This window comes from Micromonospora sp. NPDC048986, from assembly GCF_040649335.1.
GTDB lineage: Bacteria > Actinomycetota > Actinomycetes > Mycobacteriales > Micromonosporaceae > Micromonospora > Micromonospora alfalfae.
This window is the reverse complement of sequence record NZ_JBEZFJ010000012.1, coordinates 145,710-161,472: the sequence shown is the minus strand read 5'-3', so window position 1 is coordinate 161,472 and position 15,763 is coordinate 145,710. Positions and strand designations below refer to the sequence as shown.

The window sequence follows — 15,763 nt, the reverse complement described above, 5'->3', positions numbered from 1 at the left end:
GTGACGCGAAGCTCAGCAAAGACGCCGGCGAAGGCAGGGGTGGCAACCATGGCAGCAGGGCCTGACCGGGAGAAGGCACTCGACCTTGCTCTCGCTCAGATTGACAAGCAATTCGGCAAGGGCTCGGTGATGCGGCTGGGTGACCGGCCGGTCGTCCAGACCGCAATCATTCCGACCGGCTCGATCGCGCTCGACGTGGCCCTCGGCATTGGCGGCCTGCCCCGTGGCCGGGTGGTCGAGATCTACGGCCCCGAGTCCAGCGGTAAGACCACCGTGGCACTGCACGCGGTGGCCAACGCCCAGCGCAACGGCGGCATCGCCGCCTTCATCGACGCCGAGCACGCGCTCGACCCGGAGTACGCGAAGGCCCTCGGCGTCGACACCGACGCGATGCTGGTCTCCCAGCCGGACACCGGCGAGCAGGCGCTGGAGATCGCGGACATGCTGATCCGCTCCGGCGCTCTGGACATCATCGTGATCGACTCGGTGGCGGCCCTGGTGCCACGCGCCGAGATCGAGGGCGAGATGGGCGACAGCCACGTGGGCCTCCAGGCCCGGCTGATGAGCCAGGCACTTCGGAAGATCACCGGTGTGCTCAGCAACACCGGCACCACGGCGATCTTCATCAACCAGCTGCGGGAAAAGATCGGCGTCATGTTCGGCAGCCCGGAGACCACCACCGGTGGTCGGGCGCTGAAGTTCTACGCCTCGGTCCGGCTCGACGTGCGACGCATCGAGAGCCTCAAGGACGGCACCGACGTGGTCGGTAACCGCACCCGGGTCAAGGTCGTGAAGAACAAGGTCGCCGCGCCGTTCAAGCAGGCCGAGTTCGACATCATGTACGGCAAGGGCATCTCGCGTGAGGGCTCGCTGATCGACGTCGGCGTGGAGCAGGCGATCATCCGCAAGTCCGGAGCGTGGTACACGTACGACGGCGACCAGCTCGGCCAGGGCAAGGAGAAGGCCCGGGAGTTCCTGAAGGAAAACCCGGACGTGGCCGCCGAGATCGAGAAGAAGATCCTGGAGAAGCTCGGCGTCGGGGTCGGCGCGGGTGACGCCGCCGGTGGCCCGGAGCTGCCGCCGGTCGACTTCTGACCGGTCGCTGACCCATGGCAGGACGACGCGCTCGTACGGGGCGGGGCTGGGATGCCAGTCCGCCTCGTACGGGCGACGCCACCGATGCGCCCCGCCCTCGGCGAGGCCGCCGGGGTCGGTCCGAGGAGGCCGACACCGTCGAGTCTCCGGCCCCTCCGCGCGACGAGTCCGAGCTGGCCCGCGAGATCTGCCTGCGCCAGCTTGCCGTCCGGCCCCGCACCCGGGCCGAGCTGGCCGGGGCGTTGGCCAAGCGGGGCATCTCCGAGGAGGTCTCGGCCGAGGTGCTCGACCGGTATGACGAGGTCGGCATCATCGACGACGCCGCGTTCGCCCGGGCCTGGGTGTCCAGCCGGCACGCCGGGCGCGGCCTCGCTCGTCGGGCGCTCGCCAACGAGCTGCGCCGCAAGGGCGTGGACGGCGAGGTGGCCACCGAGGCGTTGGATGAGCTGGACGAGGAGACCGAGGCGGACACCGCCCGTGCCCTGGTGGAGCGCAAGCTGCGCACCGCCCGGGGCGAGCCGGACGCGGTCTTCCGCCGACTGGTGGGCATGCTGGCCCGCAAGGGCTACCCGCCCGGTGTGGCCATCCGGGCGGTGAAGGACGCCCTCGCCGCGCAGAGCGCCGAGGCGGCCGAGTTCGCCGAGCAGATCGACGCCGACGCGCTCGCCGACGCCGAGGGCGAGTTGGAGCGCGACAACCGTCTGGTCGAGTGAGCGGTCCGCTGCGACTCCCGATGGAGGTGCGGGCCCGATGTTGAAGGCATGTCTGAACGGTGGGCACGGCCGGGAGGCCCATCCGGCAGTGCCGCTCACGGCGGCGGAGTTGGCCGCCGATGCGGCCCGCTGCGCGACGCTCGGCGTCGCGGCCGTGCACGTCCATCCCCGGGACGAGGCCGGCGCCGAGTCGCTGCGGCCGGCGGTGATCGCCGACGCGCTGACCGCGATCCGTGCCGCCCGGCCGGGGCTGCCGGTCGGGGTGAGCACCGGCGCCTGGATCATGCCGGATCCGGCTGCCCGCGTGGCCGCCGTCCGGGCCTGGCCGGTGCTGCCCGACTTCGCTTCGGTCAACGCGCACGAGCCCGGTGCCGAGGCGGTCGCGGCCGCCCTGCACGAGCGCGGCGTGCTCGTCGAGGCAGGGCTGTGGACGCTCGACGCGGTAGCGGCGTACCGGCGGTGGCGGGTGCCAGCCGGGCGGGTTCTGGTCGAGTGCATGGCCGAGGACGTGGCTGTCGCGTTGGCGGACGCCTCCCGGATTCTCGCCGCGCTGCCGGCGGGCGCGCCGCCGGTGCTGTTGCACGGCGAGGGTCCGGCGACCTGGCCGGTCCTCGCCGAGGCGGTACGCCGGGGTCTGGGCACCCGAATCGGGCTTGAGGACACTCTGTGCCTGCCGGACGGCTCACCCGCCGCGGACAACGCGGCGCTGGTCGCGGCGGCGGTGGCGGTCGGAGCCAGCTGACCTCTGGTGAGACGGATCAGTCACACCTTGCTCGGTCGTCGCAGTGTCTGACAGCCGCCTGAACGGCGCTGAGCAGGCCCGACACGTCCAGCGGGCGGCACACCTCGCGGAGTTTGTCCCTTCCTGTCCGGCGTGATATCAGCACGCGGTGACTGTTCAACTTCTCTCCGTTCGGGGGGTTTGATCATGAGTCCTTGACCAGAGCACCCCCGGCGACCTAGCCTCGCCATACAGGCTCACATTGCCCGACCAGCGCAGGCTAAGCGCACAACATAGATCGCGTAACAGAACAGCATCACTTTGGCCGACTCCGCGGCCTTTGGCGGCAGATCCGGACTGGCCGGTCCGGAACGCTGCGACAACTGCACCCGGTCGCCGACGCTGCCCACGGGCACCGCCGGCGGAGAAAGCTACCCACGGCCAGCCGCTCCGGTCGGGCGTCCACAGCCGCAGGAGTGTGCCCCCGGCACGGTCGCTGCGGTCTCGACGTTAGGGGAGGCGGCCATGGCGGGGCGGCGGCACAGGTTCATCGGTAGACCCGACGGGGTCCCGGCATGAACGCGTTCGACGTCGTGCTCCTCGCGGCCGTCCTCGTCCTCGCCGTGGTGGTGATCGGGGCCGTGCTGGTCGGCATCCGGACACTGCGCCGGGTGGGCGCCGCGCCGGCTCCGGAGGATCCCGCCTTCATCGCCGAGAAGGACCGCCAGGAGCAGTCCCTCGCCGCCCTGCGGACCGCGGCCGACGAGGCGAACAGCACCATCGACGTGGCGAAGTCAGCGGCCGCAGCGGCCCGTACCGAGGCGGCGGCGGCGAAGGCCGAGGCGAAGGCGGCCCGCGCCGAGGCGCGTCGGGTCCTCGACGACGCCCGGGCCGAGGCGGACACCGTTCTGGAACGCGCCCACAAGCAGGCCGAGGCGGACGCCGAACAGTTGCGGACGGCAGCTCGGCGCAGCGGCGAGCGGGAGGTCGCGGTGCTCGCCGCCACCACCCGGGAGCAGGCCGCCGAGGTGGAACGTCGGGCCGCTCGGATGGACGAGCGGGAGCGGATGCACACCGAGGAGGTGGAGCGGTTCGCCGAGCGGGAACGGCAGCTCACCGCCGCGAAGGCCGCCCTCGCCGCCCGGGAGGCCGCGCTCGCCCAGCGGGAGGCCGAGCTGACCGAGTCGGAGGAGCTGCGCCGCCGGGAGCTGGAGCGGGTCGCCGGGCTCACCGCCGACTCCGCCCGACTGGAGCTTGTCGAGGCCATCGAGACGTCTGCCAAGCGGGAAGCGGCGCTGCTCGTGCGGGACATCGAGTCCGACGCGCGCAACACCGCCGAGCAACGGGCCCGACACATAGTGGTGGACGCGATCCAGCGGGTCGCCAGCGAACAGACCGCGGAGAGCGTGGTCAGCGTCCTGCACCTGCCCGGTGACGAGATGAAGGGGCGGATCATCGGCCGGGAGGGGCGCAACATCCGCGCCTTCGAGTCGGTGACCGGCGTCAACCTGATCATCGACGACACCCCCGAGGCGGTGCTGCTCTCCTGCTTCGACCCGGTCCGTCGCGAGGTGGGCCGGGTGACCCTGGAGAAGCTGGTCCTGGACGGGCGCATCCACCCGCACCGGATCGAGGAGGTCTACGACCTGGCCCGGCAGGAGGTGGAGCAGCTCTGCCTCCGCGCCGCCGAGGACGCCCTGGTCGAGGTCGGCATCACCGAGATCCACCCGGAGCTGGTGACCCTGCTCGGCCGGCTGCGCTACCGCACCTCGTACGGACAGAACGTGCTCAAGCACCTGGTCGAGACCGCCCACATCGCCGGCATCATGGCCGCTGAGCTGCGGTTGGACGTGCCCATCATCAAACGGTCGGCGTTCCTGCACGACATCGGCAAGGCGCTCACCCACGAGGTGGAGGGCAGCCACGCCATCATCGGCGCGGACCTGGCCCGCAAGTACGGCGAGCACGAGGACGTGGTGCACGCCATCGAGGCGCACCACAACGAGGTGCCCCCGCAGACCATCGAGGCCGTGCTCACCCAGGCTTCCGACGCCTGCTCGGGTGGGCGGCCGGGCGCGCGCCGGGAGAGCCTGGAGGCGTACGTCAAGCGGCTGGAGCGGATCGAGGAGATCGCCGCCAGCAAGCTCGGCGTGGACAAGGTCTTCGCCATGCAGGCCGGCCGTGAGATCCGGGTGATGGTCAAGCCGGACGACGTGGACGACATCGGGGCGGCAGTGCTGGCCCGGGACGTGGCCAAGCAGATCGAGGAGGAGCTGACCTACCCGGGTCAGATCCGGGTCACAGTGGTCCGCGAGTCCCGGGTCACCGAGATCGCCCGCTGACCGACCGCGTGTGAGGGCTTAGTGCAGCTCTTACCTGTCTTGCAGGCGCGACGTGAACTCTTAGCCGCACCCGCACCCCTATCGGCGACGGCGCCGCCTGGGCGACGATAACGCTGGCCGCAGCCGGTCGCGGCGCTCCTGCTAGGGCGCGCAGCAGATGTAGCTGAGCAGTGTCGCCGTCAACAGCGCCACCGACGGTCCTCCCGCCCAGACGCAGTGTCGGCGTGTCGACGGCACCGAGGGCAGGCTGGGCCGTTCTCTGATTACGTGGTCTAGTACCTCGGCGCCGGAATCGGTGCAGGACCACCAGATCGTCGACCGTGGCGGGCGTACGGCGAGCTTCGTCCGACCCGCTTGTGCAGACCGTTCAGGGCTTCGGTCGCAACGTCAGCGACCACCGTCGCGATGGTCTCGAGCGCTCGTGCTCGAAAAATGCGGTCACTCGTTGACATCGATTCACATGATCCTTAGACTTTCAGAGCCGGCAAGATCAAACGTTCAAATGGATTCAACTGGAATCCATGAACCGCGCGGAACGTCTACCCAATCGTCCACAAGCATGACTGGGGAACGAGTATGTCCTTCGGAAAGAAGAGTGCAGTCGCGGGTGCCTTTGCCGCGCTGAGTATTGCAACAACCGGAGTAGTGGGAATTGCCACCGCAGTGCCGGCAAGCGCAGCTCCGGAATGCTATACGTATGATCAGACGAACGACCGCGAAGTGTGGGGTCAGTGCGCTCCGGGCACTGTCATTAGCCAGTACCGAATAGTCGTCAGGTGCGAGGAGAACAACGGGAGCCGCTACAGCAGGTACGGCGGTTGGGTCAACGCGCCCGCTATCTCCAAAGCGACCTGCGCCGAAGGCTCGTGGTGGGTGGATCGCTGGATCGAGTTCCGCTGATCGATTTAGGGGCGTTGCCTCGAAGGTCGAACGGATGCAGTAGTCCTTTCCCGGCTCTGCTCCTGGGTCTTTGATCCCCCTGCTGCTGGCGCAGCGGTGGCAGCCGTTCGGTCTGACTGCCCAGAAGAGGTCGTCCGGCAGGTCTTGAGACGCAGGGCAGCAGCGGGGCTAGTTCGGTCGTCTGCGAAGAGCCGAACAGGAGCGGGAGCGCACCGAGAAACTGGATGAGTAGACCAAGCAGGTCTGCCTCATCGCTCGGTGCGACCCCGCTCCTGTGATCGTTGAAAGTCAGTGTGGCAATGGGGAATGGTCTCGACGTGATCGTGGTGCCTAATGGGGGCGCAGCAAGAGTTGGCGATGCAGCGCAGAGCCGTCCGAGCCGAGTTCTTCACTTAGCCGTCTGCAGATTCAGCCCGGTTCTTCCCCCTTACCGTCGGATTCGGCGGCGGTTTACGGCAGGTCGTGGTAGCACTGCCTCGGCAGGATCGCGTAAGTCGCTAACGGTTGACAGAGCTCGCCGCAGCCGCAGTAGTCGGCAGATGCGGAGCGCCATGCTGCCGAAGCTGGCCAATGACCGTGACAAGTCTTCGGATGCAGGGGAAGTAGTCATCCTGAACTTCGTAATCGAGGCCGTCCAAAAGGCCCGGGTGATGGCATACATACCGGGCGACGTGGACGGCATCGGGGCGTCCGTGCTGGCCCACGACGTGGCCAAACAGATCGATGGGGAACTGACCTGCCAGGTCACCATGTCCCGCGAGTCCCGGGGGGTACCGAGATCGCCAGCTGACCAGTTTGGTCACCACGGAATTAGCAATATCGGGGTGTTTCGTCCTTGGGACACCCCGATATCACGAAAATCGAATCGATCACGCGCCCAGCGGGCCGGTCAGATCATCCGAGCAGAATCCTCGCCGACGCTCTGGGCGGGCAGCACCTTCGCCGCTGTCCGCCGGCTACGGCCCATGCGCTTCTGCAGCCACCAGGCCAGGACCGACAGCGCACCACAGATGGCGATGTAGATCGCCGCCACGATCAGGTACGTCGGCACGTACGGCAGCCCGAACGGCAACCGGCCACCGATCTGCTTACCCACGAAGAGCAGCTCGGGGTACGTGATGATGAAGCCGAGCGCGGTGTCCTTGAGCAGTACGACGAGCTGGCTGACGATCGCGGGGAGCATCGACCGGACCGCCTGCGGTAGCAGGATCAGTCGCAGCACCTGGTTCTTCCGCATACCGATCGCGTACGCGCCCTCGGTCTGCCCGTACGGCACCGCGTTGATGCCGGCCCGGAAGATCTCCGCGAGCACCGATCCGTTGTAGAGCATCAGCCCGATGACCAGCGCCCACAGCTTGTCGATCGACCAGCCGTACTGCAACGGAACGTAGTACCCGAAGAAGATCAGGATGAGCAGCGGGATCGCCCGGAACAGCTCGACCACGAAGGTCGCCGGGCTACGCAGGTACCACTTGTCGCTCAGTCGGGCACTGGCGAAGAACGCGCCGAAGATCAGCGCCAGGACTGCGGCGATGCCGGCCGCCTTGAGCGTTGCCCCCAGGCCCCCGAGCAGTTCGCGTTGCACCGAGGCGTACTGGAACTGCTCCCACTTGCGGGCCTCGAACTGACCGGTGTCGGCGAACTTGTAGCCGATGAAGGCGATGAGAGCGATGATGCCGACCGTGGAGGCGACGCCCAGGATCGCGTTACGCCGCTTGGCCCGAGGCCCGGGCAGGTCGTAGAGGATCGACGCCTGGCTCAACTCAGCCACCTTCCGTTCGCGACCGTGGGGTTCGCATGCTCGTTCATCGGGCGACCCTCCACTTGCGCTCCAGGAACCGCTGCAACGCCACCAGCGGCAGGATCAAGATCAGGAAGCCGATGGTGATCCAGAGCAGGACGGCGAACTGCGGCTCGCCTCGTTCGGCCATGTACGCGGGGATCGCGCCGGCCTCCAGCACCGAGAAACCGGCGGCGATCGTGGTGTTCTTCAGCATGGCGATGAACACGCTCATCATCGGCGGGACCATCGCCCGCAGCGCCTGCGGCAGCACAATGAGCGTGAGCACCTGACCGAAGGTCATGCCCAGCGCGCGTGCGGCCTCGGCCTGCCCCGCGGCGACGGTGTTCACGCCGGAGCGGATCACCTCGCACACGAAGGCGGAGGTGTAGACGGTCAGCGCGACGGCAGCGCTGGAGAAGTACTCGATGTTGACGTCGAGCTTCGGCACCGCGAACACGAGGAACGCGAAGACCAGCGTCAGAGGGGTGTTGCGCACCAGGTTGACGTACGTGGCGCCGAACGCGCGCAGCGCTGGCACGGGGGAGACCCGCATCGCGCCGAGCAGCGTGCCGAGGACGAGGCTGCCGACCGCGGCGATCAGGAAAAGTTTGACGGTGTTGGTGAACCCCTCAACGAACAGTTGCCCGTTGTCCGTCAGTACGCGGAAGAACTCGCCCATGCCTCGCTCTCAGTCCTCGGACGGGCGCCGGACGGGGACGAGCCCCGCCCGGCGCCGCAACTCGTTTCGAGCCGGTCGGTCAGTACCGCTCGAGGGCGGGCGGGGTGCCCGCCGAGCCGGACAGGCCGAGCGTGCCGTCGTAGATCTTCTGCCAGGTGCCGTTGCTGAACGACGCCTCGATCTGGTTGTTGACGTAGTCGCGCAGCGCCTTGTCGTCCTTGGGCAGGCCGATGCCGTACTTCTCGGTGCTGAACGGCTGGCCGACCACCTTCAGCTCGGTCGGACTCTGCGCCGCGTAGCCCTTGAGGATGGCGTCGTCGGTGGTGACGGCGTCGACCTTCTTGTCGAGCAACTGCGAGACGCACTCGGAGTAGGTCTTGAACTCGACGATGTTGTCCGGCTCGGTCAGACCCTCGTCGCGGATCTTCTGGATCGGGGTCGAGCCGGTGGCCGAGCAGACCTTCTTGCCCTTGAGGGTGTCCTTGCCGGTGATCGACGACTCGTCCTTACGGACCAGCAGGTCCTGGCCGGCAACGAAGTACGGGCCAGCGAACGAGATGTCGTTCTTGCGCTTGTCGGTGATCGAGTAGGTGCCGACGTAGTAGTCGACCTCACCACCCTTGATCGCGGTCTCCCGGTTGGCCGACGCGATCTCCTTGTACTCGATCTTCGCCGGGTCGATGCCCAGCGTGCTCGCCACGTACTGGGCGATCTCGATGTCGAAGCCGCACCGCTTGCCCTGGGCGTCCTTGTAGCCGAGGTTCGGCTGGTCGAACTTGACGCCGATGGAGACCTTGCCGGCCGCCTTGATCTTCTCGAAGGTCGGGCTGCCAGCGACGGCGGCGTCCGTCTTCGGGGTGAAGGTCGCGCCGGAGCTCTTGCAGTTGTCCCCTTGGGCGGCACCGGAGGCACTGCCGCCCGCGCTCGGGGTCGGCTCACCCTCCTTGCCGCACGCGGCGGCCGACAGGGCGAGGGAGGCCATCATGGCGACCGCCGCCACGCTCTTCATACGCATACTCTTCTCCTTCTTCAACGGAGCCCACCGAGGTGCGGCACGCTCCACTACGGACGCCTAGTGCGTGAGGATCTTGGAGAGGAAGTCCTTCGCCCGATCGCTGCGTGGGTTGTCGAAGAACTCCGCCGGGGAGGCGTCCTCGACGAGCTTGCCGTCGGCCATGAAGATGACCCGGTTGGCCGCGTGCCGGGCGAAGCCCATCTCGTGGGTGACCACGACCATCGTCATGCCATCGCTGGCCAGCGACGTCATCACGTCGAGCACCTCGCCGACCATCTCCGGGTCCAGCGCGCTGGTCGGCTCGTCGAAGAGCATCGCCTTGGGCTGCATGGCCAGGGCCCGGGCGATGGCCGCCCGCTGCTGCTGGCCGCCGGAGAGCTGGGCCGGGAACTTGTCCGCCTGGTTGGCGATGCCGACCCGGTCGAGTAGGGCCAGACCACGCTCGCGGGCGGCGGCCGGCTTCTCCTTGCGGACCTTGATCGGGCCGAGGGTGACGTTCTCCAGGATGGTCTTGTGCGCGAAGAGGTTGAAGGACTGGAACACCATGCCCACCTCGCTGCGCAGCTTCGCGAGGGGCTTGCCCTCGGCCGGCAGCGGCTGACCGTCGAAGGTGATGGTGCCCGAGTTGATCGGTTCCAGTCGGTTGATCGCGCGGCACAGCGTCGACTTGCCGGAGCCGGACGGGCCGATCACCACGACCACCTCGCCCCGACCCACCGACAGTGAGACGTCGTCCAGCACGTGCAGCGGCCCGAACCACTTGTTGACCGCGTCCAGCACGATGAGCGGTTCGCCCGTCGTCACGTCGTCCACCGTCCCCTGTCGTCTCCCGGATCGGGGTCGGTTGACCCCCGGTGCGGCCACTGTAGGCGGCCTGATGTGGCAGAACGCAACCCAGCGGGTCACGGAGCGGTAACACCGGTCACGATCGTTCGGGTGCGTCCGATTTTGGTCACCGGATGGGTGGTGACGGTGGTGATCGTGGCGCGTTGTCGAGATCATGGGTGGATGACCGAACCCGTACGGTTGACCAAGTACGCCCGCGGCGGTGGCTGCGCGTGCAAGATTCCCCCGGGCGAGCTGGAGATCATGGTGGCCGGTCTCGGCCCGGCGACCGGCACTGCGGAGTTGCTGGTCGGGCTGGACCACGGCGACGACGCGGCGGTGGTGCGCCTTGACGAGCGCACCGGCCTGGTCAGCACCGCCGACTTCTTCACCCCGGTGGTCGACGACGCGTACGACTGGGGTCGGATCGCCGCGGCCAACGCGCTCTCCGACGTGTACGCGATGGGCGGCACCCCGCTGGTGGCGCTCAACCTGCTCTGTTGGCCTCGGGACGTGCTGCCGCTCGAGTTGGCCCGTGAGGTGCTGCGTGGCGGCCAGGACGTGGCGCGGGAGGCCGGCTGTCACCTGGCCGGCGGGCACAGCGTGGACGACGACGGCCCGAAGTACGGTCTCGCGGTCACCGGCACGGTCCGGCCGGACGAGCTGATCACTCTCGACGCCGGACGGGCCGGGGTGCCGTTGTCGCTGACCAAACCGCTCGGGGTGGGTGTGCTGAACACCCGGCACAAGGCGACCGGGGAGAGCTTCCCGGAAGCGGTGGCCACGATGAGCGCGCTCAATCGGGAGGCCGCCCACGCGGCGGTCGCCGCCGGCATTCGGTGCGGCACCGACGTGACCGGGTTCGGGCTGCTCGGGCACGCCTCGAAGCTGGCCCGGGCCAGCCAGGTCACTGTGGCCATCGACACCGCCCGGGTGCCCTATCTGTCCGGCGCCCGGGAGGCGCTGCGCGACGGGTTCGTCAGCGGTGGCAGCCGACGCAACCTGGAGTGGGTGACCCAGTGGACCGACTTCGGCGCGGCGGACGAGGCGGAGCGGCTGCTGCTGGCCGACGCGCAGACCTCCGGTGGCCTGCTGGTCGCCGGCGAAGTGCCCGGCGCTGCGGTGGTGGGCGAGCTGCTGCCCCGCGGGGAGCACCTGGTCGTCCTGCGCTGACCGGGGGCGGCCGACGGGCGGCGGAACACGCGGTGGCGGTGGTGGGGATGGCGCACGGTACCCGATAAACTGTCACCTTCCCGCTACTCCGAGCAATGCCGCTCAGGGAAATTTTGCCCGGAATGGTCACAGACCGGTAACTTGCCCCCGGCTGGGGTCAAATGCCCCCCACCATCGTGTGTAAGGCCCGATCCGGAGGCCGGTGGGGACGAACGCAGCGAGGAGGCGGAATGACCGAGCTGTGGAACTGGAGAATCGACGGGGCTCAACCCGTGGAGGTCTACCCGGCGCTGGCGGAGGCGCTTGGTCGGGTGGTGATGCCGCTGGCGGTGGCCGACCCGGCGCGGCTGCCGTCGTACGCGGTGGTGTGTGACGTCTGGCAGGCGCCGGGCGAATTCGCGACGGTGGTGGACTGCTACGGAGTGCCCGAGGAGCTCTCCGAGCACGCGAGCATCGCCGCACTGGCCCGATTGCTGGGCCGCAACTGCCTGTTGCGCGACGACACGCTCGACGCGGGCCGGCACCTGCTCGTCGCTCCGGACGGCACGGTCCGTCCGGTGCACTTCGACGTGCGGGACACCGAGGACGGTGAGGTGCTCAGCAGGCTGCGCCTCTGCTCGCTGGGTGACCCGGGTTGCCGGGGCTGGTCGCAGTGCCACCGCTCACGTTGGGCGCCCGACACTGTCGCTCCGGCGCTCGCCGCGGCCTGACCCTCTCCAGGGTCAGGCCCGGCCGGGTGCCGTACCGGTCAGCGACGATCAGCTGGCGGCGGTGGCCGACCGGTCGGTGGTGCCCGATCCGGCGCCCCGCACCACCAGTTGGTCGAGCAGGGTGCGCGTCGCCTCGGCCACTGCTGCCACTGCGGCGTCGAACGCGGCAGCGTTGTGCGCGGCGGGCGCCCGGAAACCAGAGATCTTCCGGACGTACTGCAACGCTGCCGCCTCGACGTCCGCGTCGGTCACCTGCGGGGTGAACGGCTCACGCAGCGTCTTGATGCTCCGGCACATGTGAGTTCCTCCTCGGTTGGTGCGCTACTTGACCAACGATGACATCGTTGGGGCTGTTGCCTATTCTGGTGGCGCGTCAGGGCCCTCGGGCCGTCCATCACACCTCCCGTGGCGCGTCCGCGGGACCCGGAGAATCATTGTGGACAACGCACCCACCCGCCCATCCCGTCCGGGCCTGGCCGATCTCACCCGTAGCCTGCACACTCCGCTGGAACGGATCGCCGTCGAGCACGCCGATCTGGTCGAGGCGGTCCGGCGGCATGTCGTCGCGGATGAGCCGGTGCCCTCCGGCACGGTGCCCGTAGCCGCGTTCAACTCGGCCATCTGAATGGCGGGCTGTCGGTGCGGTCCCTCCGCAGCGGGCGGGTCATGCCGACGGATCAGCCAGTTCGTGCTGAAGGTTCACAGCCGGTGCGACCTCAGCTGCGACCACTGCTACGTCTACCAGCACGCCGACCAGACCTGGCGTGGTCGACCGGTGCGGATGCCGCTGGCCACGGTTCGGGCCGTCGCGCAGCGGATCGCCGAGCATGCCCGCGAGCACGAGTTGCCGGTCGTGCACGTGGTGCTGCACGGAGGTGAGCCGTTGCTGCTGGGGGCCGCGGGACTACGGGAGGTGATGGCCGAACTGCGCGCGACGATCACCCAGTGGACGCGCCTCGACCTGCGTATGCAGACCAACGGCGTGCTGCTCGACGAGGAGCTGTGCCGGCTGTTCGTCGAGTACGACGTGCGGGTCGGTGTGTCCTTCGACGGCGACCGGGCAGCGAACGACCGCCACCGGGTCTTCGCCCACGGCGGGAGCAGCCACGACCACGTCCGCCGGGCGCTGGCCCTGCTCCGACGGCCGGAACACCGCGCCAGCTACGCCGGCATCCTCTGCACGATCGACGTCCGCAACGATCCCGACCTGGTGTACGAGGCGCTGCTGGCCGAGAGCCCGCCCCGCGTCGACCTGTTGCTGCCCCACGCCACCTGGGACCATCCGCCGGAGCGTCCAGGCCCCGAACCCACCCCGTACGCGGACTGGCTGGGGCGGATCCACCGGCGCTGGGTGGACGACGGGCGGCCGGTGTCGATCCGGATGTTCGAGGCGCTGCGCCCAGGCGGTGGGGGCACCGAGGCGTTCGGCCTCGCGCCAGCCGATGTACTGGTCGTCGAGGCGGACGGGAGTTGGGAGCAGGTCGACTCACTGAAGACCGCGTACCACGGCGCGGCCGACACCGGTTTCGACGTGTTCGACCACTCGGTGGACGAGGTCACACGGCACCCCGGGGTCGCTGTCCGGCAGGACGGCGTGGCCGGGCTCTGCGGGACCTGTCGGGCCTGCCCGGTGGTCGACCGGTGCGGCGGCGGCCTGTACGCCCACCGGTGGCGCACCGGCTCCGGCTTCGACAACCCCTCGGTGTACTGCGCCGACCTGCTCCGCCTGATCGACACGGTGGACGCCTACCCGCCGCCCACCCCGCCCCCGTCGGGTGAAGTGTCGAGCACCTCGCCAGTCGACGAGTTGCTGGACGACCTGGCGACCGGGCCCGGGTCGGCGTCGACGCTGGACCTGCTCGCCGCCACCCAGCTCTCCATCACCCGGGCTCTGCTGGCGGCCTGCCGGGACGGATCCGGCACCACGCAGGCCTGGGAACTGCTCGTCCACCTCGACCAGGCGGCACCGGAGGCGGTCCGAGCGATACTGGCACATCCCTTCGTCCGGCCCGGGCTGGTGCATCGCCTCCACTCGTCGGCCCCGCCCGGCCTCGGCGCGGCAGTCGACCCACTGCCGGCCCTCGCCATCGCCGCGGCGCTGCGGGCCGGCGTCCCGGCCGCGTTGCACGTCCCGGTGCGGGCCGACACGATCACGTTCCCCGCGCTTGGCAGCCTGGTGCTGCCCGGCCTGGGGGAGAGCGCCGAGGTCACCGTCCGACCCGGCGAGTTCCAGGTCCGGGGTGGGTCGGTCGAGCAGACGGTGCTCCTCGATCCGATGGCGCCGCCGTCACCCGGATGGTTTCCGACCCGCGACGTGTCGGTGCCCGGTGGCCGACTGCTCCTTGAGGACGGTGACCCGTACCGCGACTGCTACGGCCAGCCGGTCGAGTCCCGCCTGGACGGTCCGGCGGAGCGGTCGTTGGGCCGTACCCTGGCGGAGGCCTGGCGGGTCGTGCACCGGGACGTGCCGGCGCACGCGGCGGCGCTCGACGGCGGCCTGCGTGCCGTCGTTCCATTGGCGCCCGACCCGGCGCGACCCCTGCGAAGTGCCACCGCCCGGCACGCGTTCGGCGCTGTCGCCGTCACCCCCCACCCCGACCCGGAGACGATGGCGGTGCTGCTCGTGCACGAGTGGCAGCACGCGAAGCTGGGTGCGGTTCTCGACCTGTACGACCTTGTCGAACCGGGCCAGGGCGCCCAGATCCGGGTGCCCTGGCGCCCCGACCCGCGGCCACCGGAGGGCGTCCTGCAGGGCGTCTACGCCCACCTCGCCGTCACCCAGGTCTGGCAGTCCCGGGCGGCCGCCGACCCCGGCGACGCGTCGGCGAACGCGGCCCACTTCCTGGCGTGGACCCGGGACGGTGCGGAGGCGCTGCTGGCCAGCCGGTCGCTCACCGCGGCGGGTGAGCGGTTCGTCGGCCAGCTGCGCCACGCACTGGAGGAGACCCGTGCAGGGTCCGGATGAGCGCCAACCGTCCGCACTGGGCCGTCTCCGCCTCGCCGATGACCTGCGGGCATTGGGCGTCCGCCCGGGTGCGTGCCTGCTGGTGCACTGTGCCCTCCGCCGGGTGGGCCCGTTGACGAACGGCCCCGCGACTCTCGCCGGTGCCCTGCGGGACGTCCTCGGCCCGGCTGGCACGCTCCTGGTGCCCACCCAGACCGACGGCAACTCGACCACCTCCCGGGCCCATTTGGCGGCGACCGCCGGTATGGACCGTGCGCAGCGCGAGCGGTACGAGGCGGCGCTGCCGGGCTGGGACCGCCGGACCACCCCGTCGCAGCGGATGGGGGCGCTTGCCGAGTACGTCCGGTGTGCCCCCGGTGCCGTGCGTAGCGACCATCCCCAGACTTCGTTCGCCGCGCTCGGCCCGCAGGCCCGGCAGCTCACCGACAACCATGACCTCACCTGCCACCTGGGAGAACGCTCACCAATGGGCGAGCTCTACGCGGCGGACGGGCAGGTCCTGCTGCTTGGCCTCGGCTACGAGGCGTGCACCGCACTGCACCTGGCCGAGTACCGGCTGCCGGTGCCGCCGCCCGTGCGCGACTACCAGTGCTTCCGGCTTGTCGACGGGCGGCGGGTCCGCCTCGACTTCCGGGCTCTCGACCTGGACGACCGGGACTTCCCGGAGGTGGGTGCCACGCTCGACGAGACGCCGTTGGTGCGCCACGGTCGGGTGGGGCGGGCGAGCGCGCGCCTGCTGCCAGTGCGTGCCACCGTGGACTTCGCGATCGACTGGTTCAACGTGCACCGTCTTGCGGTGCGCCGGTGAACCAGGAGGGCGGCACCGCTGAGCGCCGCAGAGC

At 69.6% G+C, this 15,763-nt stretch carries 14 protein-coding genes; 9 read left to right on the top strand and 5 right to left on the bottom strand.

Going from position 1 to position 15,763, the window contains the following annotated elements:
• Nucleotides 1-48 precede the first annotated feature (48 nt).
• The 4 genes from recA to rny all read left to right on the top strand — a co-directional run bounded on the left by recA (nt 49) and on the right by rny (nt 4,871).
• Nucleotides 49-1,095, top strand: a complete 1,047-nt coding sequence (gene recA / locus AB0B94_RS23930; RefSeq protein WP_007456801.1) for a recombinase RecA — start codon at nt 49-51, stop codon at nt 1,093-1,095.
• Between the two features lie 14 nt (nt 1,096-1,109).
• Complete coding sequence (locus AB0B94_RS23925) at nt 1,110-1,808, top strand: regulatory protein RecX (RefSeq protein WP_357284206.1); 699 nt, start codon at nt 1,110-1,112, stop codon at nt 1,806-1,808.
• Nucleotides 1,809-1,845: 37 nt separating this feature from the next.
• Nucleotides 1,846-2,550, top strand: coding sequence for a 3-keto-5-aminohexanoate cleavage protein (locus AB0B94_RS23920; protein ID WP_357284203.1), 705 nt, complete (start codon nt 1,846-1,848; stop codon nt 2,548-2,550).
• 554 nt (nt 2,551-3,104) lie between these two features.
• Nucleotides 3,105-4,871, top strand: a complete 1,767-nt coding sequence (gene rny, locus AB0B94_RS23915; protein WP_357284198.1) for a ribonuclease Y — start codon at nt 3,105-3,107, stop codon at nt 4,869-4,871.
• A gap of 1,789 nt (nt 4,872-6,660) precedes the next feature.
• Here the strand turns inward: rny and AB0B94_RS23910 are convergent.
• The 4 genes from AB0B94_RS23910 to AB0B94_RS23895 form a co-directional block, all read right to left on the bottom strand.
• Nucleotides 6,661-7,542, bottom strand: a complete 882-nt coding sequence (locus AB0B94_RS23910; protein ID WP_357284194.1) for an amino acid ABC transporter permease — start codon at nt 7,540-7,542, stop codon at nt 6,661-6,663.
• A 34-nt stretch (nt 7,543-7,576) separates the two neighbouring features.
• Nucleotides 7,577-8,233: an amino acid ABC transporter permease gene (locus tag AB0B94_RS23905; protein ID WP_357284191.1), complete on the bottom strand. Its 657-nt coding sequence runs from the start codon at nt 8,231-8,233 to the stop codon at nt 7,577-7,579.
• A 79-nt stretch (nt 8,234-8,312) separates the two neighbouring features.
• Nucleotides 8,313-9,248, bottom strand: a complete 936-nt coding sequence (locus AB0B94_RS23900; protein ID WP_238671806.1) for a glutamate ABC transporter substrate-binding protein — start codon at nt 9,246-9,248, stop codon at nt 8,313-8,315.
• Between the two features lie 57 nt (nt 9,249-9,305).
• The gene (locus AB0B94_RS23895) at nt 9,306-10,061 is read right to left on the bottom strand and encodes an amino acid ABC transporter ATP-binding protein (protein ID WP_238671807.1); all 756 of its coding nucleotides are present in this window, start codon (nt 10,059-10,061) and stop codon (nt 9,306-9,308) included.
• Between the two features lie 195 nt (nt 10,062-10,256).
• Between AB0B94_RS23895 and selD the strand changes: the two genes are divergently transcribed.
• Nucleotides 10,257-11,246 (top strand): selenide, water dikinase SelD, encoded by a 990-nt coding sequence (gene selD, locus AB0B94_RS23890; RefSeq protein WP_357284185.1) that lies wholly within the window; start codon nt 10,257-10,259, stop codon nt 11,244-11,246.
• Between the two features lie 230 nt (nt 11,247-11,476).
• Nucleotides 11,477-11,956, top strand: coding sequence for a hypothetical protein (locus AB0B94_RS23885; RefSeq protein WP_357284181.1), 480 nt, complete (start codon nt 11,477-11,479; stop codon nt 11,954-11,956).
• Between the two features lie 48 nt (nt 11,957-12,004).
• Here the strand turns inward: AB0B94_RS23885 and AB0B94_RS23880 are convergent, their stop codons facing one another.
• Entirely contained in the window at nt 12,005-12,253 is a 249-nt protein-coding gene (locus AB0B94_RS23880) for a DUF2277 family protein (protein WP_112676127.1), read from the bottom strand.
• A 139-nt stretch (nt 12,254-12,392) separates the two neighbouring features.
• On the opposite strand from AB0B94_RS23880, the gene fxsA reads away from it, so the two are divergent.
• The 3 genes from fxsA to AB0B94_RS23865 all read left to right on the top strand — a co-directional run bounded on the left by fxsA (nt 12,393) and on the right by AB0B94_RS23865 (nt 15,729).
• Nucleotides 12,393-12,581 carry an FxSxx-COOH cyclophane-containing RiPP peptide gene (gene fxsA, locus AB0B94_RS23875; RefSeq protein WP_357284177.1) on the top strand — a complete coding sequence of 63 codons (189 nt, stop codon included), beginning with the start codon at nt 12,393-12,395 and terminating at the stop codon, nt 12,579-12,581.
• Nucleotides 12,582-12,644: 63 nt separating this feature from the next.
• Nucleotides 12,645-14,921: an FxsB family cyclophane-forming radical SAM/SPASM peptide maturase gene (locus tag AB0B94_RS23870; protein WP_357284174.1), complete on the top strand. Its 2,277-nt coding sequence runs from the start codon at nt 12,645-12,647 to the stop codon at nt 14,919-14,921.
• Nucleotides 14,905-15,729, top strand: coding sequence for an AAC(3) family N-acetyltransferase (locus AB0B94_RS23865; RefSeq protein ID WP_357284170.1), 825 nt, complete (start codon nt 14,905-14,907; stop codon nt 15,727-15,729). Before AB0B94_RS23870 ends, AB0B94_RS23865 begins: the two co-directional genes overlap by 17 nt.
• Nucleotides 15,730-15,763: the final 34 nt, after the last annotated feature.

Coding starts and splice junctions, on each gene's coding strand:
- recA (WP_007456801.1), top strand. CDS start 49: ATGGCAGCAGGGCCTGACCGGGAGAAGGCACTCGACCTTGCTCTCGCT.
- AB0B94_RS23925 (WP_357284206.1), top strand. CDS start 1,110: ATGGCAGGACGACGCGCTCGTACGGGGCGGGGCTGGGATGCCAGTCCG.
- AB0B94_RS23920 (WP_357284203.1), top strand. CDS start 1,846: ATGTTGAAGGCATGTCTGAACGGTGGGCACGGCCGGGAGGCCCATCCG.
- rny (WP_357284198.1), top strand. CDS start 3,105: ATGAACGCGTTCGACGTCGTGCTCCTCGCGGCCGTCCTCGTCCTCGCC.
- AB0B94_RS23905 (WP_357284191.1), bottom strand. CDS start 8,233: ATGGGCGAGTTCTTCCGCGTACTGACGGACAACGGGCAACTGTTCGTT.
- AB0B94_RS23900 (WP_238671806.1), bottom strand. CDS start 9,248: ATGCGTATGAAGAGCGTGGCGGCGGTCGCCATGATGGCCTCCCTCGCC.
- selD (WP_357284185.1), top strand. CDS start 10,257: ATGACCGAACCCGTACGGTTGACCAAGTACGCCCGCGGCGGTGGCTGC.
- AB0B94_RS23885 (WP_357284181.1), top strand. CDS start 11,477: ATGACCGAGCTGTGGAACTGGAGAATCGACGGGGCTCAACCCGTGGAG.
- AB0B94_RS23880 (WP_112676127.1), bottom strand. CDS start 12,253: ATGTGCCGGAGCATCAAGACGCTGCGTGAGCCGTTCACCCCGCAGGTG.